The 23634-nt window shown below is 63.1% G+C and carries 18 protein-coding genes; 8 read left to right on the top strand and 10 right to left on the bottom strand.

Going from position 1 to position 23634, the window contains the following annotated elements; all coding sequences use genetic code 11:
- The first annotated feature begins 124 nt into the window (after positions 1–124).
- Positions 125–1450: an NAD(P)/FAD-dependent oxidoreductase gene (locus tag CKW40_RS13190; protein WP_095200358.1), complete on the top strand. Its 1326-nt coding sequence runs from the start codon at positions 125–127 to the stop codon at positions 1448–1450.
- Between the two features lie 38 nt (positions 1451–1488).
- On the opposite strand, the gene CKW40_RS13185 is transcribed toward CKW40_RS13190, so the two are convergent.
- From CKW40_RS13185 to CKW40_RS13165, 5 genes are all read right to left on the bottom strand, one after another.
- The gene (locus tag CKW40_RS13185; RefSeq protein ID WP_095200678.1) at positions 1489–2856 is read right to left on the bottom strand and encodes an FAD/NAD(P)-dependent oxidoreductase; all 1368 of its coding nucleotides are present in this window, start codon (positions 2854–2856) and stop codon (positions 1489–1491) included.
- The gene (locus tag CKW40_RS13180) at positions 2847–3149 is read right to left on the bottom strand and encodes a (2Fe-2S)-binding protein (RefSeq protein WP_095200357.1); all 303 of its coding nucleotides are present in this window, start codon (positions 3147–3149) and stop codon (positions 2847–2849) included. The genes CKW40_RS13185 and CKW40_RS13180 overlap by 10 nt, the downstream gene beginning before the upstream one ends.
- On the bottom strand, positions 3146–5131 hold the full coding sequence (locus CKW40_RS13175; RefSeq protein WP_095200356.1) for a hydantoinase B/oxoprolinase family protein: 1986 nt from the start codon (positions 5129–5131) through the stop codon (positions 3146–3148). The genes CKW40_RS13180 and CKW40_RS13175 overlap by 4 nt, the downstream gene beginning before the upstream one ends.
- A gap of 4 nt (positions 5132–5135) precedes the next feature.
- Positions 5136–7214 (bottom strand): hydantoinase/oxoprolinase family protein, encoded by a 2079-nt coding sequence (locus tag CKW40_RS13170; protein ID WP_095200355.1) that lies wholly within the window; start codon positions 7212–7214, stop codon positions 5136–5138.
- 105 nt (positions 7215–7319) lie between these two features.
- Positions 7320–8225, bottom strand: a complete 906-nt coding sequence (locus tag CKW40_RS13165) for a LysR family transcriptional regulator (RefSeq protein ID WP_095200354.1) — start codon at positions 8223–8225, stop codon at positions 7320–7322.
- Between the two features lie 115 nt (positions 8226–8340).
- Between CKW40_RS13165 and CKW40_RS13160 the strand changes: the two genes are divergently transcribed.
- From CKW40_RS13160 to CKW40_RS13130, 7 genes are all read left to right on the top strand, one after another.
- On the top strand, positions 8341–9465 hold the full coding sequence (locus CKW40_RS13160; RefSeq protein WP_095200353.1) for an NAD(P)/FAD-dependent oxidoreductase: 1125 nt from the start codon (positions 8341–8343) through the stop codon (positions 9463–9465).
- 168 nt (positions 9466–9633) lie between these two features.
- Positions 9634–10659: an alpha/beta fold hydrolase gene (locus CKW40_RS13155; RefSeq protein ID WP_095200352.1), complete on the top strand. Its 1026-nt coding sequence runs from the start codon at positions 9634–9636 to the stop codon at positions 10657–10659.
- A gap of 291 nt (positions 10660–10950) precedes the next feature.
- Positions 10951–14037, top strand: a complete 3087-nt coding sequence (locus tag CKW40_RS13150; protein ID WP_179297951.1) for an ATP-binding protein — start codon at positions 10951–10953, stop codon at positions 14035–14037.
- Positions 14038–14066: 29 nt separating this feature from the next.
- A complete protein-coding gene (locus tag CKW40_RS13145; RefSeq protein WP_095200350.1) occupies positions 14067–15224 on the top strand; it encodes a YcaO-like family protein in 1158 nt (385 codons plus the stop codon).
- Positions 15225–15228: 4 nt separating this feature from the next.
- A complete protein-coding gene (locus CKW40_RS13140) occupies positions 15229–15957 on the top strand; it encodes a TfuA-like protein (RefSeq protein WP_179297950.1) in 729 nt (242 codons plus the stop codon).
- Positions 15958–16041: 84 nt separating this feature from the next.
- Entirely contained in the window at positions 16042–17241 is a 1200-nt protein-coding gene (locus tag CKW40_RS13135; RefSeq protein ID WP_095200348.1) for a gluzincin family metallopeptidase, read from the top strand.
- Between the two features lie 29 nt (positions 17242–17270).
- Positions 17271–17936, top strand: coding sequence for a hypothetical protein (locus tag CKW40_RS13130; protein WP_095200347.1), 666 nt, complete (start codon positions 17271–17273; stop codon positions 17934–17936).
- Positions 17937–18323: 387 nt separating this feature from the next.
- Here CKW40_RS13130 and CKW40_RS13125 read toward each other — a convergent pair whose 3' ends face one another.
- From CKW40_RS13125 to CKW40_RS13105, 5 genes are read right to left on the bottom strand one after another with little or no spacing between them, the layout of a single operon-like run.
- Positions 18324–18995, bottom strand: coding sequence for a VOC family protein (locus tag CKW40_RS13125; protein WP_095200346.1), 672 nt, complete (start codon positions 18993–18995; stop codon positions 18324–18326).
- Positions 18992–19426 (bottom strand): VOC family protein, encoded by a 435-nt coding sequence (locus tag CKW40_RS13120; protein ID WP_095200345.1) that lies wholly within the window; start codon positions 19424–19426, stop codon positions 18992–18994. The genes CKW40_RS13125 and CKW40_RS13120 overlap by 4 nt, the downstream gene beginning before the upstream one ends.
- A complete protein-coding gene (locus tag CKW40_RS13115; protein WP_095200344.1) occupies positions 19423–20679 on the bottom strand; it encodes an NADH:flavin oxidoreductase/NADH oxidase family protein in 1257 nt (418 codons plus the stop codon). Before CKW40_RS13115 ends, CKW40_RS13120 begins: the two co-directional genes overlap by 4 nt.
- Before the next feature lie 10 nt (positions 20680–20689).
- Positions 20690–21643 carry a fumarylacetoacetate hydrolase family protein gene (locus CKW40_RS13110; protein ID WP_095200343.1) on the bottom strand — a complete coding sequence of 318 codons (954 nt, stop codon included), beginning with the start codon at positions 21641–21643 and terminating at the stop codon, positions 20690–20692.
- Between the two features lie 29 nt (positions 21644–21672).
- Positions 21673–23607 carry an acyl-CoA synthetase gene (locus tag CKW40_RS13105; protein ID WP_095200342.1) on the bottom strand — a complete coding sequence of 645 codons (1935 nt, stop codon included), beginning with the start codon at positions 23605–23607 and terminating at the stop codon, positions 21673–21675.
- Positions 23608–23634 lie beyond the last annotated feature (27 nt).

Genomic DNA, 23634 nt, shown 5'->3' with positions numbered 1-23634 from the left:
CGCTTTGAAACGCAGTGACTCCCGATTTCGACCGCGCTGCCGGAATAAAATTCTGCTTCGGCCGCAACTGCGGCAGCGGCTGCCTGCGCAACACGGTAGATTGGCGCTTCAAGGCAGAGAGACCATGCGCGCGCCGCTTCAGCAAATCGAGACATCTGGTGACCTGCCAAAGTCCGCGGACGCGGTGGTGATTGGCGGCGGCATCGTCGGTGTCTTCACGGCCTATTATCTGGCAAGGCGCGGCATGCAGGTCGTGCTCGTCGAAAAAGGGCGCATCGGCGCCGAGCAGTCCTCGCGGAACTGGGGGTGGTGCCGCCAGCAGAATCGCGACGCCCGCGAGCTGCCGATGGCGACCCGAAGCCTCGATTTGTGGGACAGCTTTGCGGCGGAAACCGGCGAAGACACCGGCTTTCGCCGCTGTGGCCTGCTCTATCTCAGCAATGACGAGGCGGAACTGGCCGGCTGGGCGCGCTGGCGTGACTTCGCCAGGACGGCCGGCGTCACCACGCATATGCTCGACAGCGCCGAGGCCAGCGAGCGGGGCCGCGCCACGGGCCGGACCTGGAAGGGCGGCGTCTTCTCGCCGACCGACGGCACCGCCGACCCGTCGCGGGCCGCGCCCTCGGTCGCCCGCGCCATCCTCAAGCTCGGCGGCTCCGTGCACCAGAATTGCGCCGCGCGTGGCATCGAAACCGAAGGCGGCCGCCTGAGCGGGGTGGTCACCGAAAGCGGTACGATCCGGACGAAGTTGGCGGTCCTGGCCGGCGGCGCCTGGGCGTCCTCCTTTTGCCGGCAGTTCGGTTTCCGTTTTCCGCAGGCGTCGATCCGCTCCTCCATCCTGGCCGTCTCGCCAGGCGCGGAGGGTCTGCCGGATGCGCTGCACACGGCAAAAATCTCGGCCACGCGGCGCGGCGACGGCGGCTACACGCTCGCCATAAGCGGACGCGGCCGCGTCGACGTGACGCCACAGCAACTGCGCTTCTCCTCGCAGTTCCTGCCGATGTTCCTGAAGCGCTGGCGAAGCCTCGCGCCCGGCGGGCTGCAGGGCGCGCGCTCGGGCCACGAAACGCTCCGACGCTGGCGGCTCGACCAGCCGACGCCGATGGAGCGGATGCGCATTCTCGATCCGGTCCCGGACCAGGCGACAATCCGCCTGACCCATGCCCGGGCGCTCGAACTTCTGCCCGACCTTCGCAAGACCAGGATCAGCGCGGCCTGGGCCGGCTACATCGACAGCACGCCGGACGGTGTTCCCGCCATCGGCGAGATCCATAGCGTTCCGGGTTTCTTCCTGGCTGCCGGATTTTCGGGACACGGCTTCGGCATCGGCCCCGGCGCCGGCCACCTCGTCGCCGATCTGGTGACCGGGTCGCAGCCGATCGTCGATGCGACATCCTACGATCCGCGGCGCTTCGATGCTTCCGTGTGGGGGAAGGTTGCCGATTTCTAAGACGTGACAGATGCCGAGGCGCTGTCTTCGCAATCGCATCAGCCGTCCCGCAGAAATGCGCCGATGGGCGCAGGCCGTACAGGCACCTGCCCGCGAAACCGGCCGATGGCGTCGGGCGTGCAGCCGGCCTGCACTGCCGCGAGTTCGACGGCAGCCAACTGGCAATAGCGCCCCTGGCAGCGCCCCATGCCGACGCGCGACAGCGACTTCACCCGGTTGGCCTCGCCGCCGCCGAAATCCACACTTTGACGTACGTCTCCGGCAGTGACGTTCTCGCAGCGACAGACGATCGCGTCGTCGGGAAGTGCCCGCACCATCGCCGCCGGCCAGGGAAAGGCGCAAGCCAGGCCACTGGCAAAGCGCTCAAGCCGGGCAAGCTTGCGCAAATCGGCTGCCGTAGAGGGCGCTGGAAATCCAAGATCGGCAAGGCACGCTGCCGCCGCCAGACGCCCCGCGATCTCCGCGCCATCCGCCCCGAGGAGACGAGCGCCGTCACCCGCAAGATACACTCCGTTGCCGGCGCGACCCATCTCATCGCTCTTTGGCAGCCATTGCCGCCACTGCTCATCATAGGTGAAGGCGCATCCCGCCAGGTCCGCGAGATGCGTTTCAGCCCGCAGGTGCCAGCCCATGCCGATCGTATCGCATTCAGTGAGGCGCTGCCTTCCGCCGGCGTCGCGCCAACACATCGCCGTGACGCCTTGCCCGTCTGCCTCGATCCGTTCGAGGCTCACGCCTGCATGATAGCGACTGCCGAGCTTCGCCCGCAGGGCCAGACCGCGCAGCGTGACGAGCGGCCGGGCGGCAAGCTTCCAGAAGCCTCGCATCTGCTGATGCCAGGGAGCGGTGTCGAGCACCGCTGCCACATCCGCTCCGGCCTTGACGAGCTGGGCGCCGACCAGCGTCAGCAAAGGCCCCGATCCGGTCAGGACGATGCGCCGCCCGAGCGCCACGCCTTGTGCCTTGAGCGCGATCTGCGCCGCGCCAAGGCTGTAGACGCCGGCGCTCTGCCAGCCCGGGACCGGAGCGACACGGTCGGACGCGCCGGTGGCAAGGATCAGGCGGTCATAGCTGACCAGTTGCACACCGCCCTCCCCCAGCACATGCAGCCGCCCCTCCTGCAAGGCAATAACCGAGCTGCCGGCGCGATGGGTGAGTCGCCCGTCTGCCGCCAACCGGTCGAAGAGCGCATGCAGCGCGCGCGCCTTCGCCGCCTCCGACCCGTAGAGCTGCTCCGGCGTACGGACGAACCCGTCAGGCGGGCGACGATAGATCTGGCCGCCGGCACGATTGCCTTCGTCGATCACAACCGGATGGAGCCCCGCATCGACCAGCGCCGCCGCCGCCCTTATGCCGGCGGGGCCGGCGCCCACGATCACGATCCGCGGCGTCTTACTCACGGCCAGCTCTCCCGCGGCGTCGTGCGTAGCCGCATGCCTTGCGTGACAAGGGTCGAGCATGCCCGCAGGCGCGGTCCCTCCTCCTGCCACACCCAGCAATCCTGGCAGGCGCCCATCAGGCAGAAGCCGGCACGCGGCTCGGGTCCGAACTCGGACATTCGCAAGGCCTGTCCTGACGCCAACATCGCGGTCAGCACGGTGTCGCCTGCGAGTGCGCTACGTATCTGCCCGTCGAGACAGAAATGCAGCTGCGCTCGGTCGCGCTCAGCCAGCCGGACGATGCGGCCGGCGGTGATCATTCGGCCGCCTCTCGCACCGGGCTAGGACGAGGCAGTTCTGGGAACCGCTCGCAGACCGCATCGAAAGCCGCCTGGACACCTTCCGGCCCCGAGCGCCCCTTCATGCGGCGGAAGATCTCCGTCTTGGTGAAGAACCGCCAGTGGATCGGCAAATCCCCCAGTATCGCGGTGAGCCGGTCATAGGCGGCCGGCGTCCACTGCGCTTCGTAGCCGTCGCGCTCCGGACCGAAATGGAAATGGCCGGCGCCCGGCTCGTGATGCGCGCGCCGCCTTTCCGTCGCCTGCTCATCGACCTCGCCGTCGCTGATGACGACGCCATAGTCGCGCTCGGCAGCCGTTGGCGAAACGTAGCCGCGCCGCACATCCTGCGCGACCCGCCAGGGCTCGCGTTCGTACGGATCGCCGCGCCCGCCGCCTCCGGCGGAGCGGATATCGAGCACGTCGCCGGGCTGCAGCACCGCCGTGTCGATGTTGCCCAGCCGCCGTTCGTGCTCGGTCCCCGGATTGACGATCATGTCGGACAGGCCGGCCGCCTTGCCGCCCAGCACGCCCCAGGGACGGAAGAAGCTGCGGTCGCGATTGCGCGCGGTGATTCTGGAGTCGGGAGCAAAGACGCGGAAGGCCATCTCGGTCGCCAGTCCGCCGCGCCAACGCCCCGCCCCGCCGCTGTCCCGGGCGAGCCCGTATTTCAGGAATTCGACCGGGGTCTCGGTCTCGGTGATCTCGATCGGTGTGTTCTTCAGATAGGCGGCATCCGCACCCGACCCGTTGGTCCCGTCGCGATGCGGCATCGCCCCGCCGCCGCCTACCACCGGGTTCACCGCCGTGATGACGGTTCGGCTGGTACGCTCGTCCGTGGTCATGACGTTGACGATGCAGTTGTTGCCGGCCGGTGCCGCGGGCAGGCGCTCCGGCACCGCTTGCGAGAAGGCGCCGAAGATGACCGACCGCAGCCGGGCGCAGGTGAGCGAGCGCATGCCCACAGCGGCGGGGTGGACCGGATTCAGCACCGAGCCTTGCGGCGTGATGCAGGTGAAGGGCCGGGTCAGGCCCGTGTTGAGCAGGATCTTCGGGTTCAGCGTATAGAGCACGTAGTAGACGCCCACCAAAAGCATGGTGTGGCGCGGGTCGCCGCCCGAGGGCACGTTGAGCGAGGAACCGAGCTGCGGGTCTGAGCCGGTGAAGTCGAGCACCGCCTCGTCGCCCCTGATCGTCAGCGTCAGCTTCAGCCGGCACGGATTGGCTTCGACGGAATCCTCATCGGCGTAATCGGCGAATTCCCAGGTGCCGTCGGGCATGGTGCGCAGCACGTCGCGCGCCTGTGCCTCGGCGTGGTCGAGAAGTGCTGAAACACCTTCGACGAAGCCGGCCTTGCCGAACTTCCGCACCATCGCCTGGATCTTGCGCTCGCCGGTGTTGAGCGCGCCGACAAGCGCCTTGATGTCGCCGATGTTGAGGTCGGGCTTGCGCACATTCGTGCTCATGATCCGCAGGATCATCTCGTCGAAGACCCCTTCCCGCACCAGCTTCATCGGCGGAAAGCGGATGCCTTCCTGATGGATTTCGGTCAGCGCCCGGCTAAGCGAAGCCGGCACCGCGCCGCCCATATCGGTGTTGTGGATGTGCCCTCCGGTCCAGGCGACGATCTCGCCATCGACGAAGACCGGCTTCCACAGATGTGTGTCGGGCGCGTGCGTGGCGACGTGGCCGGAATAGGGATCGTTGGTGAAGGCAACGTCGCCCGGCCGGTAGTCGTCGACCATCGCGATCGCGCGGTGATAGGAAAGCCCCGGATACCAGGTGGCGCCGAGTTCCATCGGCACGGCGAAGGTCGCTCCCGATCGATCCATCAGCATCACCGTGAAATCCTGCGTCTCCTTGACGAAGGCGGAGTGCGCGGTACGGTGCAGCGTGTGGGCCATGTTCTCGGCGGCCGCGCGGGCATGGTTGGCCAGAACCTGGAGGTTTGTGCGGTCGAACATGGCGTCACTCCGCGAAGGTAAGCAGAAGGTTGAGATGGCGGTCGACCCGTGCCTGCGCTCCAGCGGGAATAGCGAAGGTGGTGTCTTCCTGAACGACCACGGCAGGCCCGTGGAACGTGCTGCCCGGCACGAGGGCTTGGCGGTCGTGGAGGTCGACGGTTTCGACGCTCGCGCCCGTGTAGACCGGGAGACGGCGCGCCGGGATGGCCGCGATTTCCACTTCCTCGGTCACCGGGAGGGAGAGTTTCGGCCCGGCGCCTACGGCGGACAACCGGACGTTCACAAGCTCGATCTCGCCATCCGGGTCGTGGAAATCGTAGAGCTGCTGATGGGAGAGGTGGAAGGCCTGCTCGATGGCGGCCAAATTGCCGTCCACCAGCCATTCCGGCAGAAGAACGACCTCGATCTCGTAACTCTGTCCGACATAACGCATGTCGCAGGAGAGGTTGAGTTCAGCCGCCGCATCGTGCCCCTGCGCCGCGAGCCAATCGCGACCCTCGCGCGCCAGGGCCTCGAAGGCCTCGCGAATTCCGCCAAGTGCCACGGCCGACAGTGGGCTGAAGATGGTGCGGATGAAATCGCCGCGCAGATCCGCCACCAGCCCACCGAGCGCCGACACAACACCGGGGCGACGGGGCGCCATGACGCGCTTCATGCCGAGCTCGCGGGCAAGAAAGGCGCCGAGCATCGGGCCGCCGCCACCAAAGGGCATTAGCGTGAAATCGCGCAAGTCGACGCCGGCGCGCGAGGCAAGCTTCTCGACCTCGACGAACATTTCCGACACCGCGATATCGAGGATCGCCTGCGCGGTCCGCTCGACCGGGCGGCCAAGCCGGGCGGCAAGGTCGCCGACCGCGCGATGCGCCAGCTGCGTATCGATCCGCAGCTGGCCATAGGCCATCTCGCTGTGGCCAAGCCATCCGCACACCACCATGGCATCCGTCACCGTCGCCCGTTCGCCGCCACGGCCATAGCAGGCCGGCCCTGGCGTCGAACCGGCCGATTCCGGCCCGACCCGCAGTACCCCTTGCGCGTCGACAGTGGCGATCGAACCGCCGCCGACACCGATCGAACTCACCGATACGGAGGGGATATGCAGCGGGAATTCGCCGATCAGCTCACCTGTCCCAAACTGCGCCTCGCCGTCGATGATGAGCGCGAAATCGGCCGAGGTCCCGCCGATGTCGAGGGTAAGGATCTTGTCCTCACCGGCCTGGCGCGCCAGCCACGAAGCGCCGATGACGCCGGAGGCCGTTCCCGACAAAAGCATGTTGACGCAGGCGCGCTTGCCTTCGGCGGCGTTCATCAGCCCGCCATTCGACTTCGTCAGCATTGGGCGGGCCGGCACGCCACGGCCCTTCAGCCGCTCTTCCAGCGCCGTCAGATAGCCCGACACGCGCGGATGGACATAGCCGTTGAGGATGGCGGTCGAGCTGCGCTCATACTCGCGGATGACCGGCCACACCTCGGCCGAAGAGAAGACGAACAGATCGGGCGCGAGACGGGTGATCGCCGCCTTGACCGAGGCTTCCTGCGCGGCGTTGCGCCAGGCATGGAGGAAGCAGACGATGATCCCCTGCGCCCCGTTCGCTTTCGCCACCCCCACCGCACGCTCCACCGCCGCCATATCAGGCGCCTGGGATTCGCTGCCATCGGCGCGCATGCGCGCCGGGATGCCGAACACCATGTCGCGCGCGATCAGCGGGTCCGGCCGCGAACAGAACAGCGAATACATGTCCGGCATGCGCAGCCGCGCCAGTTCGATCACGTCCTCGAAGCCGGCATTGGTGAACAGCGCGAGCGGCGCGCCCTTGCGCTGGATGATGGTGTTGATGCCGACAGTCGTGCCATGCACGAAACGCGTCATGCGTTTGGGATCAAAGCCTTCGCGCTCGGCGAGAAGGGTAAGGCCCGTCATCAGCTCGGCACCCGGATCTTCCGGCGTCGTCAGCACTTTCAGCGAGGCGACGCGCCCGGAATTTGCTTCCAGCGCGCAGAAATCGATGAATGTGCCGCCGATATCGACGCCAACCTTCCAGTCGGCTTCGTTCCGCGCTTCGTCCGCCGCGATGGCACCGTCCATGATGCGTCCCTTCCTGTCTGCCAACCAAAGCTGACACGACAGGATGGCCGGGTCCAAGACGGATGACGCGGAACGATATAAGTCTTGCTTATGCCCCCGTCTTGCTCATGCCCTTGTCTTGTCACCGCCCAGTACGACGGAACAGGCTACGCGGATCTGGTCGCGCATCATCTCATCGGCCCGCGAAAGCGCCCGTGTGCGCGACGTGAGCAGCGCGATCGGAAATTCCGGCCCATTCGCCAGTGGCCGGACGGCAAGCCCGGCAAACTGCTGCCAGGGCAGCAGCGCGTCGACCAGCGCGACACCCAGGCCGGCCTGGACGAAGCCGACCGCCGAGATGGAAACATCGATCTCGAGCGACGGCGAAAGCGCCACACCCTGCGCACGCGCCGCATGAGCCAACTCGTCAGCGGGGCGGGTGTTGCCGCGATAGGATATCAAGTCCTCGCCGGCGAGATCGGCGAGCGTCAGCTCGGTTTTCCCGGCCAATGCATGCCCGGCGGGCAGCAGGCAGGAGAAGCCGACGCTGCCGATTACTTCCGCCTCGATGTCGGGAGGCAGGCGGTCGTCCAAGGCGACGCCGAGACTGGCATCGCCGGCACGCAGCATGTCCACGATGGCGGCGATCGGCGCCATGTGGGAGCGCAGCAATATATCGGGATGCTGCGCCCGGAAGCTGGTGAAAGCGCGCGGCAAGATCGCCATGGCCGGCGGCGGCGAGGCCGCCACCCGCACCAGCCCGGTCCGGCCCAGACGCAGGTCGGTGGTCTTGCGGCGCAAGCCCTCCAGCCCTGCCGACAGCCGCTCGGCATCGGCAAAAATCTCGAGCGCCTCCGGGGTCGGCCGCAGCCGGCCCTTCACCCGCTCGAACAGCGTGAAGCCGAGTTCGTCTTCGGTGTGAAGCAGGATCTGGCTGAGCGCGGGCTGGGAAATGTTCAGCATCCGCGCCGCGGCGGTCACGGTGCCCGCGCGCATCACGGCGATGAACACTTCGAGCTGACGCGCCCGCATTGCCACTCCATAGGCTGAGCTTATGGTTATTCTCCAAACCCATCTTTGACGCAATCCCGCGGTGCCGACAAGATCGGCGCTGTCAGGGATTGTCCGCTCGGCGCAAGGAATAACCATGGATGTGATCGTGCTGGGCGGTGGACTGATGGGGACGGCTTCGGCCTATTTCCTCGCCAGGCGCGGCGCGCGCGTGACGCTGATCGAACGCAACCGGGTCGGTACTGGCGCGACCGTCGCCTCCTTCGGCAACATCCGGCGCACGGGACGCCATCTATCCCAGCTTCCGCTGGCCCACCGCTCGCTCCGGCTATGGGCCGAGGCCGACAAGATGCTCGGCCGCGACGTCGAGTTCCGCGCCACCGGCCATCTCAGGCTGATCTTCGATGAAGGAAGCCTTGCCGACATGCGGGCCTATGCCCAGGCCGCGCGGCCGTGGGGGCTCGAGCTGGAGGAACTTGGCCCACGCGAGATCCGTTCCCGCTTTCCCGGCCTCGGCCCTGACGCGATCGCCGCATCATTCTCGCCGCAGGACGGCAGCGGCAATCCGCGCTTGATCGCGCCCGCCTTTGCCGAAGCCGCCCGCAAACTGGGGGCGCAAATCATCGAGGGAGCCGAGGTCGAGAGGATCACCCACACGGGCTCCGGTTTCCTTGTCACCAGTTCGAAAGGTGCATTCGCCGCCGAATGCCTGCTCAACACAGCCGGAGCGTGGGGCGCGCGCATTGCCGCACAGTTCGGCGAAGACGTCCCGCTCGACGCCTACGGCCCGCAAATGGGTGTGACCGAGCCATTGCCGCATCGGATTCTGCCGGTGATCGGCATCTGGACGCGCGACAAGGACCATGGCGCCTATCTGCGCCAGGTCGAGCGAGGCAACATCGTCTTCGGCGGCGCCGCCGAAAGGGTCGCGGTGGACCTCGATCCGGGCCACGCGGTCGCCGACCCGATGCGGCTGCCGATGCAATTGCGCGCGGTCGCGCGGCTGCTGCCGGCAATTGCAGAGGTCGCGATCATCCGCACCTGGTCTGGCTGCGAGGGCTATGTGCGGGACATGCTGCCGGTCATGGGAGCCTCGGTGACGACGCCCGGCCTGTTCCACGCCTTCGGCTTCTGCGGGCACGGCTTCCAGCTCGGTCCGGGCGTCGGCGACGCCATGGCCGAGCTCATCATGGCCGGTGGTTGCGAGACACCGCTCGATGATTTCAGGATCGATCGTTTCGCCCGCGCAGCTTCGCGATGAGTGCTCTCGCGAAGGACGGTTCAGTTCGAGCCTCCGGCTGCGCCGGACCTGGCAAAGCGTCTGGTTGGCCGGCGAAAATCTGACTGGTGTGGCGTTTCGACCAAGCGCATAGTCGCCGCCGAGCCTGCGCAGCGTTGAGCTTGCGCCGCAAGGACAGGAAGCCGGCAAATGAGCACAGCTCGCGAAAAGGTCGACCATCAGCGCCGCCGGCTGCTCGGCGCGGCCGCTCTTGCCGCCGCCGGCCAGTTCGCCATGCCGGTCGTGTTCGGCGCGCAGGCGACCGGACAACCGGACGCGTCCTTCGGCCCGCTGAAGCAGGTCGATGCCGGCGTGCTCAAAATCGAGTATGCCGAGGCCGGCCCGTCCGATGGCCCGCCGGTCGTGCTCTTGCATGGCTGGCCGTACGACATTCACAGCTTCGTCGACGTTGCGCCAATGCTTGCATCGGCGGGGCATCGCGTGCTGGTACCCTACCTGCGCGGCTATGGGGGGACGCTCTTTCGTTCCACCGGGACATTTCGCAACGGCGAGCCTGCGGCGCTCGCCGTCGATCTCACTGCCTTCATGGATAGTCTCAAGATCAAAACCGCGGTCCTGGCGGGCTTCGACTGGGGCGCCCGGACAGCTGACATCGTCGCCGCGCTCTGGCCCGAGCGCGTCAAGGCGCTGGTTGCAGTCAGTGGCTACCTTATCGGTAGCCAAGAGGCCGGCAAGATGCCCCTGCCGCCGCAGGCCGAGTTCGAGTGGTGGTACCAGTTCTACCTCGCGACGGAACGCGGCCGTCTTGGCTACGAGAAAAACCGGCGCGATTTCAACAAGCTGATCTGGCAACTCGCTTCGCCGAAATGGGCATTCGATGACGCCACCTACGCGCGCAGCGCGGCGGCCTTCGACAACCCTGATCACGTCGATATCGTGGTCCACAACTACCGCTGGCGGCTCGGTCTGGCCGAAGGCGAGGCCGAGTACGCCGAAATGGAGAAACAACTGGCCGCCGCTCCGACCATCGGGGTCCCGACCATCACGCTGGAGAGCGACGCCAACGGCGCGCCGCATCCAGCGCCGAGTTCATACGCCAAGATGTTCACTGGCAAGTACGAGCATCGGCAGATCGGGGGAGGTGTCGGGCACAACCTCCCTCAGGAGGCGCCGAAGGCCTTCGCCCAAGCCGTTCTTGACGTCGCCGGTTCGTGAGACCGTCGGGCCAGCCATGATGGCGTGGCTGAGCTGGACGAACTGCGAGAGACTCATCCTGCTTTCGGCAATCTCGTGAGATTGGGCGGTCAGGGAGCGTGACGTACGTCGTCCGAAGTATCGCTTGTGATAAGATGAGGGTCGCCCGAGCGCTCTGGTGAATATTAGCGCATTTGATAGTATCGCTCCCACGCCGCCAGCCAAGGCACCCGTAGCATGTCGGAAAAGCCTCGAGTAGAGCCTCCAATCGTGGCCCTTACCAACAGCGTCGTGAGCAGGGACGACAGTAGTGTGTCCGACGTTCGCAGCGAGCGGCGCGTTATGACAGCTCTCTGTTATGATCTGGTCGGATCGACCGACCTGCTCGCAGCTCTGGATATCGAGGACTATGACGAACTGGAGTCGGCCTTTCGGCGTGAGGCAAGACAGGCAATCTCATCGTACTCGGGCGTTGTCGTGATGGAAGCCGGCGACGGCGGTGTCGCACTTTTTCCAGCAGAGATGGAGGCAAAGGACGCGGCATCGCAGGCGATACGGGCCGGGCTCGAAATCATTGAAGCGTGCAAGCGGGTCGGGCTGGAGAAAGACCATACGGACCTACATGTCCGGGTCGGGATCGCTACATCCATGACCCTCGTCCACGAGGACGGCGGTAACACCGCGCATGCCAGCGTCACGGGCCCTGCTTTGGCCATGGCGACGCGGCTTCAAGCTATGGCTCAGCCGGATGCAATATTGGTGTCCGACGAGACCCGAAATCTGGCGCGGCGGTCCCACGTTTTCAGTTTTCGTGGCACTCACGTTATTAAGGGTTTCGCGGAGCCGGAGCGAACTTGGCGTGCCATCAGCCACAAGCGGGACGTCGACCGCTTCTTCGCCTTCGGGCGCTTGAACAATACGTTTATAGGCCGTGGGGACGAACTGGCCACCATCGCCGCATGTTGGCGCGATGCTGTCGCCGGCAAGGGCGGCGTCGTTTTGGTTCAGGGTGAGGCCGGTATCGGCAAGTCCCGCCTGCTTTATGAAGTCCGCAAGAGGACACGCTTTCAGCGGGCAAAATTGCTGCTTTTTCAATGTCAGCCCGGCGGCTCCCACTCGGCCCTTTATCCTCTGCTGCAAAATGTTCGCAGTGAACTGGCTGGCAAAGAGGGTCGGCTGGAGACTTCAGACGTAGCGAAGGTCTTCGGAAATCAAAGCGTTCACGATGACGAAGTGGTCGACATCTTCTCGTTTCTGCTTGGGGCTGAGGGATCGAACCCCACTCTGAAAGAGGCTGATCTCAAGGTCATCTGGGAGAAAGCCACCTGGGCGGCTCGCAGAAGCATCGAAGCCATATGCAAACGCGGACCACTCATCCTGGTGGTCGAAGACATACATTGGATCGACCCCACATCGAGGCAATTGCTGGCGGAACTTGCGCTCTTCATTCATCGGCTGCCCGTGCTTCTCATAATGACTGCACGACCTGGGTCTGAGATTTATTCAGTGTTCCGGGACTTGTCGCATATCACTCTGAAGCCGCTCGACCGCGAGGAAACGCGACAGGCAATCATGGCCATGCGGCCGGAAATCGGGTCAGCCACGCACTCGGAACTCGTTAGCATGGTGGAGGAGGTAACCGGGGGCGTGCCTCTTTTCATCGAGGAAATCTGCCAATGGATCGCCGAAAATGCAGCCTCCATAACGGATCGCCTTGCGCCAGCCGGCTCATCCAGCCGAATATCGGTGTTTGAAGGCATCGTTGAAGCCAGGCTGGAAGCCTTGGGCCCCGCAAAGGATGTGGCACGAGCGGCGGCCGTCGCCGGCAATCGTTTCAATCTGGAATTGCTCCGGAAGCTGTTGCCGGAATACAGTGACGAGACGATCAGGAACGCACTGGACACCCTCATCGAGGCGGAATTCCTGATCCGGGTCAGGCCTTCCGGCGAGCCCGACTATGGATTTCGTCATGCCCTGATCCGGGAGACAATCTACAATGCACTGCTGCGGAGGAGACGGCAGACCCTTCATCAGTCGCTTTTCTCCACTGTCGGCCGCGACCGAAATCTGGCTCCATGGCTGGGTACGGCTGAACTGGCAGAGCATGCTGAACGCGCTGGCCTTATCGAGGAAGCGATCGATCAGTTCATCGCAGCCGGTCGGGAAAGCTACGTCCGCTCTGCAATGGCCGAGGCGAGACAGATTCTTGACCATGCCATGACCCTTTGCCAGCGAGTGAGAAGGCCGGACAAGCAGGACGTCTTGCGCCTCGCCGCGATGATGCCGCTGGGGCCGATACTTACAGCCACGGAAGGTCCAAACTCGCTGCCGGCCCGCAAACTTTACGAGGACGGGGTAGAGATCGCCAGGCGGCGGCCACTCGCCGAGCGTGCGAAGTGGTTTCCGATCTACTGGGGTTGGTGGTTCACCGACTCCACCATCGACGGGGAACGCGCACGGACCGTCCTGACCGACCTGAGGGATGTCGACGACCCCGAAGTGCAGTTTCAGGCTAGACACTGTGTTTGGGCAATCGAATTTAATCTTGGGCATCACAAGAACTGCATCACGGCGGTCGACGAAGGACTTGCGCTCTATGGGACAGGCCAGAGGGCAGGAAATGCCACGCTGTTCGGCGGCCATGACGCTAGGGTCTGCGGCCTGTCGCATAGGGGTCTCTCTCAATGGTTTATCGGCCGGGCCGCAAGCGCAGTTCGGTCGTTGGCTGAAGCCAGGCGCTGGGCAATGCAAACGGCGCATGTTGGTAGTATCGCCCATGCCTACATCAACGAAGCGATGCTTGATTGCTATCGCCGCGATTTCTCGGCGCTGCGAGGCGTCATCGCCGATATCCGCGAATTGACGAAGCGCCACCATCTGCCCTCCCTTGCCGCCTTAGCGCAGATTCTCGAAGGCTGGTGCGAAGGAAATGCTGCTCGGGTTGAGCAAGGCAGGGACCAGATCAAGGAGGGTCTCGCGATCCACGGCGAACTCCAAACGCCGGAAGACTATCCCGTCTACTACGGCATGCTGGCGGAGCTTCTGGCCCGGACAGGCGAGACTGACGAGGCCCTCAGGCTTGTCTCTTCCGCGGCTGCGGAAGCCGAAGCAGGTGGCAGTCTTTCTTGGCTCGCCGAACTCTATCGGCGAAAGGCACATCTGCTTCTACTTAGAGGCTCCTCGGGCACGGATGTTGTTGCCGCGCTCTCCAAAAGCCTGGCTACCGCCGATGAGCAAAATGCGGTGCCAATCCTGCTCAATGCATATGAGATGCTCGGGACATGGGGCGTATCAGAGGAATTATCCCGGCAGTACCGTAAGCGTGTCGTCTTGGCGAAATCAGCCATCGAGCAAGGCGCGGCGTTGTTCGTCAATCTAGAACCAAGCCTGCGCCACTAGCCGCGCGGCTGGGAGATCGGGAAGCCTCCATGCTGGAACGGTACGAGCGCTCGGGTCCTCCGCCGCGCGAAGCTCTCATGCAGCTAATGACGATGCGCGAGCTCTTGGGCATCACACGGATTGCAGACATCACAGGCCTCGACGTGCTCGACATACCCGTGGTTCAGGCGGTCAGGCCTTTCTCCCTTTTAAATTCCGTTTCGCAAGGCAAGGGGCCGACCATAACCGAAGCTGCGGTATCGGCCATTCTCGAGGCCGCGGAGTCCTGCTTTGCCGAGCGCTTGACGCACTATGACCCCATCGCGGCCTCCGCAGACTCCCTGAATATTCCTCCTGAAAGATTCCAAGCCCATCTCCAGCCTGGTGTCGACGCGGGCTGGCGCAGCAGGGACATAGCTTGGATTCATGCCGAGAATATCCTCAAGGGTGGCCTGCAGGATTGGGTCCCATTCGAGCTGGTACACACTGCCTACGTGTTCCCGCCGCGGCCCCACGAGGAAATCTTCGCTTCATCGACGTCTGGCCTGGCGGCCTCCTTCAAGGAAACGGACTCTATCCTGCACGGGATAATGGAATGCATCGAGCGCGACGCACTCACGCGGGCGGAGCGAATCCATGGCTTTTTCCAGCGCCATCGAATTGACCCAAGAACGATCGACGATCCGACAGTTGCGGGCCTTCTCGAAAGCCTGGAAGCCAAAGGCCTGCTGGTGGGGCTTTGGCACGCCCCCTCACCGCTGGGACTGCCGGTGATCTGGTGCCATCTCATGGAGGATCGGCCACCGGAAACTGCCATTCTTCACCATCCGGCAGAGGGCTCGGCGGCAGGTTTCGATGCCGCGTCCGCGATCGTTCATGCAATCTACGAGGCGGCGCAGTCGCGACTGACGGCGATCTCCGGCGCCCGTGATGACCTGACGCGTGCGTCCTATCCAAGATATCCCGATTGGCAAAAAATTGCGGCGCACCGACGCCTCCTGTCCGACGGCCCTCGCGACGTCCATTTCGGTGCGATTGCCGGGCAGAACTACACCAGCGCGGGAAATAGGATGTCCGCTCTTCTCGCACAGATCGAGGGCGCAGGAATCGACGCGGTGTACATGATTCAGCTCGATACCAGGCCGCTCTGCGACCTGTCGGTCGTCAGGATCGTCATACCGGCCTTGACGCCTCTGTTGCATGGCTAGGCAAATGCGTCCCAAGCTGGTCTTTGCCGGTCCCACCCTGTCACAGGGCGAAGTGCTGGAAGTCGTGGAGGCGATCTGCCTTCCGCCGGCTGTTCAGGGTTCGATCATTGCGGCTGTGCAGCATTTTGATCCGAGCGCGATAGTCATCATCGACGGCGGCTTTCAGTCGGAGCCGGCGGTCAGGCACAAGGAAATCCTTTGGGCAATAGCGAAAGGTGTTCCGATAGTCGGCGCAGCGAGCATGGGGGCACTTCGCGCTGCGGAACTCTTTCCATACATGCAGGGCGTGGGGCTCATCTACCGGTGGTATCGTCGCTTTGCGTTTGCGCCTGACGATGCGGTGGCCGTACTGCACGGACCATGGGAGGTAAATTCCGCGCCCATAACCCACGCGCTGATCGATCTTCGCATGACGGTTCGCAGGGCCTGCCGTCGAGGCATTATTTCGGCTGAATACAGAACCAGCCTGGAGCGCGCCGCGCAAGCTCTCAATTTTCGCGAGCGCACGCTCGCCCGCATGGTCGGTGACGCCTTGTCTTGCGAAGGTGATCTCGTTGTCGAGAAATATCAGGAGATCCTCGCCGCAACTTTCGTTCAGCAGAAGAAGCAGGATGCGCGCGACGCACTCCGGCTATTGCATCACGGCTTATTCAAGGAGCCCGCATCCCTGCCGGATTTCCAATTGACGGCGGCTTTCTTTAAGGATCTCGACGAAGCCGGGTTAGAGATTTGAGGGCATCAGGGCGAGAAATCTCAATCTCAATTTACGATACGTTTGGCATTTTGCTAATGTATTAAAATTTGCTAATGTATTAAAATGAGAGGGGCTGAGCTACTAGGAACGCTCGATCGATCCAGCGACCAAAGTCGTTCCGTCGGCACGCGCTTCCTTCTGTTTCCCCAGGTGCCCCACCTTGCCGACTACGGCACACCAGAGACCGTCTGGATATCGACCCCGCCGGGCCGGTTACGCGCCGGGCCGGAGGACCACCGCATCTATGTCCGCGATCCGCTTCTCGACAAGGAACCTTACGAGTATCCCTATCTACCGCCCTTCGTTGGCGAGGCCTTCCCGCCGGCGGAACCCGCCTACGACGGTCACTTCGACCAGATTTCATTGAATTCACGTCAGTTCCTGGCGGCACACGCCTTCGGGACAGTCAGCCGGGTCCTGGACATCTGGGAAAGCTACCTTGGGCGGCCGATTACCTGGTACTTCGCCGAAACCTATGAGCGGCTGGAGATCATTCCGTGGGTCGACTGGAACAACGCCCAATCTGGCTACGGTTATCTGGAACTCGGCGTGGACAGGGCGCCCGACGGTCGAACTTATCCCTATGCCCTCAACTTCGATACGATTGCGCATGAGGTCGGCCATGCGATTCTGTTTTCCCTTTTTGGGGTGCCGGCAAACGGCTTGAAGACCGGCGACTTCGCATCGTTCCATGAGGCGAGCGCCGACATAACGTCGCTTCTGTCCTTCCTGCATTTCGACAGCGGTCTCGACCGGCTGCTCCGCCACTGCGACGGTAACCTTCTCGTCCTGAACGAGCTCAACCGCATTGCCGAACTGATCGGCGACCGGCAGATTCGCCTCGCCAGCAATTCGCGCCGCATGTCTGAAGTCTCCGACGAAATCCATGACAGGTCGCGGCCCTTCACGGGGGCCGTATTCGATACGATCGTCGACATCTACCACGCGAATCTCGTGGGTGATGGACTAGCCGATGAGCGGCTTCTCGATGTCGACATCAGAGATATCGACGAGGCCGCCATGCACCGCATCTCGAATTTCACGGCGCTGGCCTTCCGTGCCAGGCCGTTCCTGTTCAAAAGCGCGCTTACCCGGGCGCGCGACGATGTGGCGCTGACCCTTGCTCGGACCTGGTCCAGCCTCGACGCAGACGATCTGACATTTGAGAATGCCGCGATGGCCATTACCGAAGCCGGCAGCCGCATCGCGCCAGTGCTGGGCGCGAAGTTCGAGGAAAACTTCAGGTGGCGAGAAATTTCATGAACTGAATTGCCGAAGCGAGGAGAAGCATCATGAGCGATGACTATCACCGTCCTACATATACGACGACCGATTTGCACGGAGCGTTCAATGCAACGCAGGTGCGGCTCTACGGGGTTCCTGGACTACCAAAGCCAGAAGACAAAAATGAATTTCGAGATATAAACACCATTGTAAAAGAGGGGCAGTACGCCATAACTTTTTCCAAATTGGCAGAAAGTACTCCTGACAATAATTATGAAGAATTACTGCAATTGGTAAGAACAATGTTTGAAAGTCAAGGAGACAATAAGCAAGAAAGCTCGTATGTCTTTATCAAATCTGTATTGGACAATTATATGTTATTGTTAAGTGCGATCGATGTACAACCAAACAAGAAAGATAAGAAGAAATATAGCTCCGGAGTAATTTTTGGATACGCGTATGAGGGGCACACATACGATCTGCCAAAACCAAAGATTATGTTGATACCGGCGCCTCCGCTACAGATAGTCAGCGATGATTCCGGATATGACCTTAAGAAAGACTACTACAGGGTCTGGATTGTCGATAAGCTTGACCAATGCGTCGAATTCGAAATGAACCAGGGCTTTGTCGAACAGCTTGTTCTGGAGGCGAACCTTCCCGGCAAGCGCTCGCCGACCATGTATGCTGCGAAGCAGGCGCTCGGGCACCGCAGTGGCAGGCTGACTGAGTAGGGATAGATCCTGCTACTTCGCGGGCCGTCGAGGGGTTGTGTCAGCCGGCCCGAGCCTGGTGCAGTCGGAAACGATAACCTCGCGGAGCTTGGGGCGTCGAGCTGGCTGCGGCGCTGCCCAATCAACTTCGGGCTCGGCACCATGGGCTCGGTCCGGGCCGCTTCGCGGCAACAACCGACCGCAATTTTCATCAACAAAATCAAAGGTTATGGTGGGCCCGGAGGATGTCGTCTTTTCAACAAAAACAATTAGTTAGCGGGTGGTTCGCCCAACCATATCCTTCGTATGTTCTCGTATTCGGTGGCGAACCTTATGGCAAGGACTCCGAATGAGGTTCGCCCTGGGAGTCGTGATGTCCAAAGATGGCTCAATCAAATAGGCGCTTCGCTACGCGCGCTCGCTACCTTTTGTGTCTCCATAGCGAGCACGATAATTTTGGATGGTATCCATAGCTCCGCAGAACTCGACATTGTTCCAATCCGGGTCGTAGAGATAACAGGCGACGTTGCCGCCCGTCTCGCCATCACCGAGCGGCGGCTCGCTGTTGTGGCGAACCGGTCCATAGTTGGGGCGAAAGCCGCTGTCATGCCGTTGCCTGGCGAATGCCAGGACGTCCTCCAGCCTGTTGCCTTGTACCTCCAGGGCAAAGTGAAAGAAGCTCATTCCGGACGGGGTGCTGATGTTGCCGGTGGGATCGAATTCCTCGACCAGCACAAGGCATTCATCGTGTTCGATCGCACTCATGTAGCAGCAGCGAATCTGCCAACCCGATTTGGCTGGGTGCGGCTCGCGCTCGGCCGTCCGGCTATGGACCATGCCGGCAACCTGTTCGTACCATTGCCGGCTTCGTGCAATGTCGCGCACATAGATAGACAATTGCCCGATATGCGAAACCAGCGACGGTTCGAAGACGCCATAGTCCTCCGTCTTGTTGGAAAACCGCCTGCGCGTGATGGTGGGGACAAGCAACACCAGCTCGCGGAACCATTTGCGCTTCAACAGCCCGCCAAATTTCTGGGCAAGCGGCGGAATGACATTGGGCGGAACGGCTTTGCTCATCTCGACCTCTCCTCGATGATCTCGATCCAGTGCCTGTCGGGATCCTGAACCCTGAAGGCGCGGACAACGGGCTTTGCCGAGGCCAGCATCCGACCGTCGCGGACAGCCAGACCCATCGCAGAGGCGCGGGCACGCACGGCGTCGAACCCGGCGCCTTCGCGCAATGCAAGCGTGAAATGCAGCATGGAGTTGTTGTCCATGGCGAGCTTGTGATGCTTCACCAGACAAATGTCGTGATGGTGAAACCCGAAGGAGAAGAAATGCATCTCCTGTTTCGACAGGCGCATCGCAGCACTTGAATCGGGATGGTTGAGCGCCGAGAATTGCAGGTCGAACAACCGCGTGTAGAAGGCTTTGGACCGGTCCAGATCGGTGACGTAAAAGACGTGATGCTGCAGCTTGGTAACCGCAATGTCGGCGTGAACGGTCATCGGCCTGCTCCCTGACTTGGGCGTTTCTCGACCCAGGCGACATATTGCCGGGTGCGACGACTCTGTCTGATCTGTGTTTGGATCAGGGCCAATGCCGGCGACACGCAATGCCGGGGTGCGCGACCCTCAGCCAGCCGCAGCATCTGCGTCTTGACGACCGACTGGACGGCGAGCGAGGCCAGCGGCTTGCTTCTCCATCTGACCGCTGGAGCGGTGATTTCGATGTCTTCGCCACGCGCCCAGGCGTTGGGCAGATCGGGACGGATCGCCAGTGCGGTGGCGAGGCCCACCATCGCGATACCGTCGGTGATCGCCGTTTGCGCCACCTTCTTGCGGCGAATCCCTCCGGTCAGCATCACCGGCATCCTGGCGACAGTGATGATCTCGCGGGCAAAGTCGAGGAAATAAGCCTCCCGCGCCATGGTGCGCTCGTCTCCTGCTCGTCCCTGCATGGCCGGGCTCTCGTAGCTGCCGCCGGAAATCTCCACCAGGTCGACGCCCAGTTCGTTCAACTGGCGCACCACGGCGATCGCGTCGTCCTTGCCGAAACCGCCGCGCTGGAAGTCGGCCGAATTCAGTTTGACGGCGACGCAGAAGCTCGGCTGAACGGAGGAGCGGACCAGCCGCACGATCTCGATCAGCAGCCGCGCGCGGTTTTCCGGCGACCCGCCCCATTTGTCGGTGCGGCGGTTGGTCAGCGGCGAGAGGAACTGGCTGAGCAGATAGCCATGCGCGGCATGGATCTGAACACCCGAGAAGCCGGCCTCCTCAGCGATAAGCGCAGTCTCGACATAACGCGCCGCCACTTCGTCAATGTCGCGGCGCGTCATTTCACGGGGCATAACGAAGAGCTTCGAGAACCTGCCAAGCTCCAAGGCGACCGCCGATGGGGCCATTGGCTGTTGCTTCAGGCTTGCCATCATCTGGCGGCCAGGGTGGTTGATCTGCATCCAGAACTGCGCGCCTGTCGAGCGGCCGGCTTCAGCCCATTTGCGCAGCGCCGGCAGGTTTGCCCGATCCTCGACGACCACACCGCCCGGCCCGGTCATGTATCGCCCGTCGATCATCACGTTGCCGGTCAGGATCAGCCCTGCGCCGCCTTCGGCCCAGCCGCGATACATGCGCCACAACGCCTCGCCCGGGGCCTGGTTCACGTCGGCGAGGTTTTCCTCCATCGACGCCTTGGCGATGCGGTTCTTGATCACAGCGCCGTTGGGTAGGATGAGCGGCTGGAAAAGCGGATCGTCGATCATGGCTAGCTCCTCACGCTGCGATGGTGACGCGCTGCTCGCCGAGGTCGACGACGCCGTCCTTGCTGGCGATATGCGCGCTCACCACGTCGCGGGGTTTGAGATATTGCGGCCGCCTGGCCTGCCCTTTGCGAAACGCCTCCCAAAGCTTCCGTTCCGGCAGGATCAGTTGCAGGAATTTGCGCAGCAAAGGTGGGGGAACGCGCAGCGCGCAGCCCGAAGGCGTACCCGTCAACAGCACGTCGCCCGGCGCGATGTCGGAGAAAGTGGACAATTCGCTGATTGTCTCAGCCGGCTTGAACACGAGGTTCTTCGTGTTGTCCTGCTGGCGCACCGAGCCGTTCACCGACAGCGTCAGATCGAGTTGGTCGAGATAGCGAAACTCGTCGCGGTCGAGCACGGTCAGATACGGCCCCATCGGGCAGAAGCCGCGATAGCTCTTGCCCTTGAAGAACTGCGTCTGCGGCAGCTGGATATCGCGCGCCGACACGTCGTTGGCGATGGCGATCGCGAACACGTAGTCGGCGATGTTTTGCGCGGTCACCGCCACCGGCGCCGTGATTGCCTTGCCAAAGACGAGAGCCAGTTCGATCTCGTAGTCGAGCAGTTCGACATGACCCGGCTTGATGACCCGCCCATTCGGCTCGTTGAGCGAACAATCCGATTTCTCAAAGAACATGTTGAACGTCTTGGCATCGGGATTCATGCCGGACTCGATCATATGCTGGCGATAGTTCGCACCCTGGCAGATCAGCCGTGCCGGTGCGGTGACCGGCGAGAGCAGTTGCACGTCCGCGAGCGCGACACTGGCGGGCTGTGCAGCTGCTGCCTGCCAGTCCTCTCTGCCGCCGTCGATCAGCGCGGCCGTGGTTTCGTACGGCTTGTCGAGCGGCGAGAGAACGTCGCCCTTGACGACGCCCCAATGCGTTCGTCCAGCGGCTTCGTAGCGGGCGAGATTGGTCGGCATGGCATTTTTTCCTTCTGCGCTTTGGCGCGTCAGTCGATGTCGAACTGGAACGTGTAGTGACCCAGCAGCTGCCGCAGTCTGTCCGCGTCGCCGGCGACGGCGATCTTCGCCAGCAGGCCACGGCTGGCGTCCTGCACGACGTCGACTGCCTTGATCTCGAGCCCGGCTCCGGCGGCCTCGCCACGCACCACATCGGCGATTTCAAGCATGGACAGTGCCGGCTTGAATATTTTGCCGACCGGCGTCAGGGGCAATGCAGCAAGCACCTTCACGGCCTTGGGACGGGCCGCGCGCTCGGAAATGTTTGCCGACGCATGCGCAAGCAGGTCGGTTTCGGTGGCAGCGGCGTCCTGGCGCAGTTTGACATAGACAACCGGCACTTCGCCGACGTGCGGGTCGGGGCGCCCCACCGCGGCTGCGAGTGCGACGGCCGGATGGCTTTGCAGTGCATCTTCGATCGACTTCGGATCGATGTTGTGGCCACCGCGGATAATCAATTCCTTCCTGCGGCCGGTCAGCCAGAAATAGCCATCTGCATCCTGCCGCGCGAGGTCGCCGGTGTTTAGCCAGCGCTCGCCGCCGAGTTCGATCCAGATGCCCTTGTCGTGGTCGGCATTGACATACCCGGCAAAGACATTCGGACCGTTGATCGCCAGAACGCCGACTTCATCGATGGCGGCGAAACGCTCGACGGCGCCGGAATCGTCCAAGACCATCACAGCCATCTTTTGATAAGGAAGGCGCAAGCCGATGGAGCCGATGCGGGCCTCGACAGCGGGCGGATTGACACTGGAAACGCAGGCACCTTCGGTCAGGCCATAGGCTTCGAGAATGCGAATGCCGGTGGCACTCTCGAAATTGCGGAACAGTTCAACAGGCATGGGCGCAGCGCCGCACAAGCCATATTCGACACTGGAGATGTCGCGTCCTGTCGTGGGAACCTGCAGCAGCGCCGCATAGACTGTCGGCACGCCGGAGAAGGCAGCAATGCGGTAATGCTCGACGATATTCCAGAAGGACTTGATCAGGCCGTCGCCGCGATAGCCTTGCGGCGTTCCGAGCACCACATGGGCAGCTTGCGACCAGGGTGCCAGGCCGGTGACGAGCTGGCCGTTGACGTGGAACAGCGGCAGGCCGCAGAAGATGGCCTTGCCCGGCCCGAACATATCGCCGACGAAGGCCTGCGTTGCCCAGGTGTCGAAGACTTCCGACGCGTGCGTACGCGCCGCGATCTTCGGCAGGCCGGTCGTGCCGCCGGTGCAGAAATAGGAAGAGATGTCCCCGGAGCGAGGCTCCTCGAAGTTCAGTTGCTCACCGCGTTCCTTCGACAGCTCCTTGCGCAGGTCGAGGATGGTCACCCGCAAATCGTTGGCCTTCGGTTTCTGGAAGTGGCTCAGAGCCTGGAACGCGACACCGGCGGCGCCATGGACATAGGGTGCCACGCTTACGGTGAGGATGCCTTGCAGGCCCGGAACCTGCGCTGCGGCCTTCGTCACCTTCTCCCAGATGTCGACGCCGGGCGTCGGCGCCAGCGTGACCAGCCATTTCGCCTTGCCGGCTCGCAGCAGTTCGGCGATCTGCGGCGTCTCCAGCAAGGGGTTTATGGCGAAGGCGATGCCGGCGGCCTCGCCACCCCAGATGACAAAATGCGTCTCGGGCAGGTTCGGCAGGACGAAGGCGATGACGTCACCGCGCTCGATTCCGAGCCTGCGAAAGACGTTTGCCGCGCGCGTGATTTCTGCGAACAGCGCGCGGTGGGTCCATTGGTGAGGCCGGCGAAAATCGCCGCTGAAAAGGAAGAAAGAGAGCGCTGGCGCATCGGGGGCTATCGCCGCACCCTGGCGCAGCATCTCATAAGTGCTCGACGGCAGGTCGCGTTCGCCAAGCGGCAGTCGCTCGAACGCCTCGATATCAGGCAAAGCGGTAACAGGGCGCTGGAGAGCGCCTGGTGCAGAGATCAGCATTGTGTTCCTCCCGGTGGGGTGCGACGC

The organism is Mesorhizobium carmichaelinearum, from assembly GCF_900199455.1.
Classification (GTDB): Bacteria; Pseudomonadota; Alphaproteobacteria; order Rhizobiales; family Rhizobiaceae; genus Mesorhizobium; species Mesorhizobium carmichaelinearum.
The sequence above is the reverse complement of the archived record's forward strand: the minus strand, read 5'-3'. Positions and strand labels throughout refer to the sequence as shown.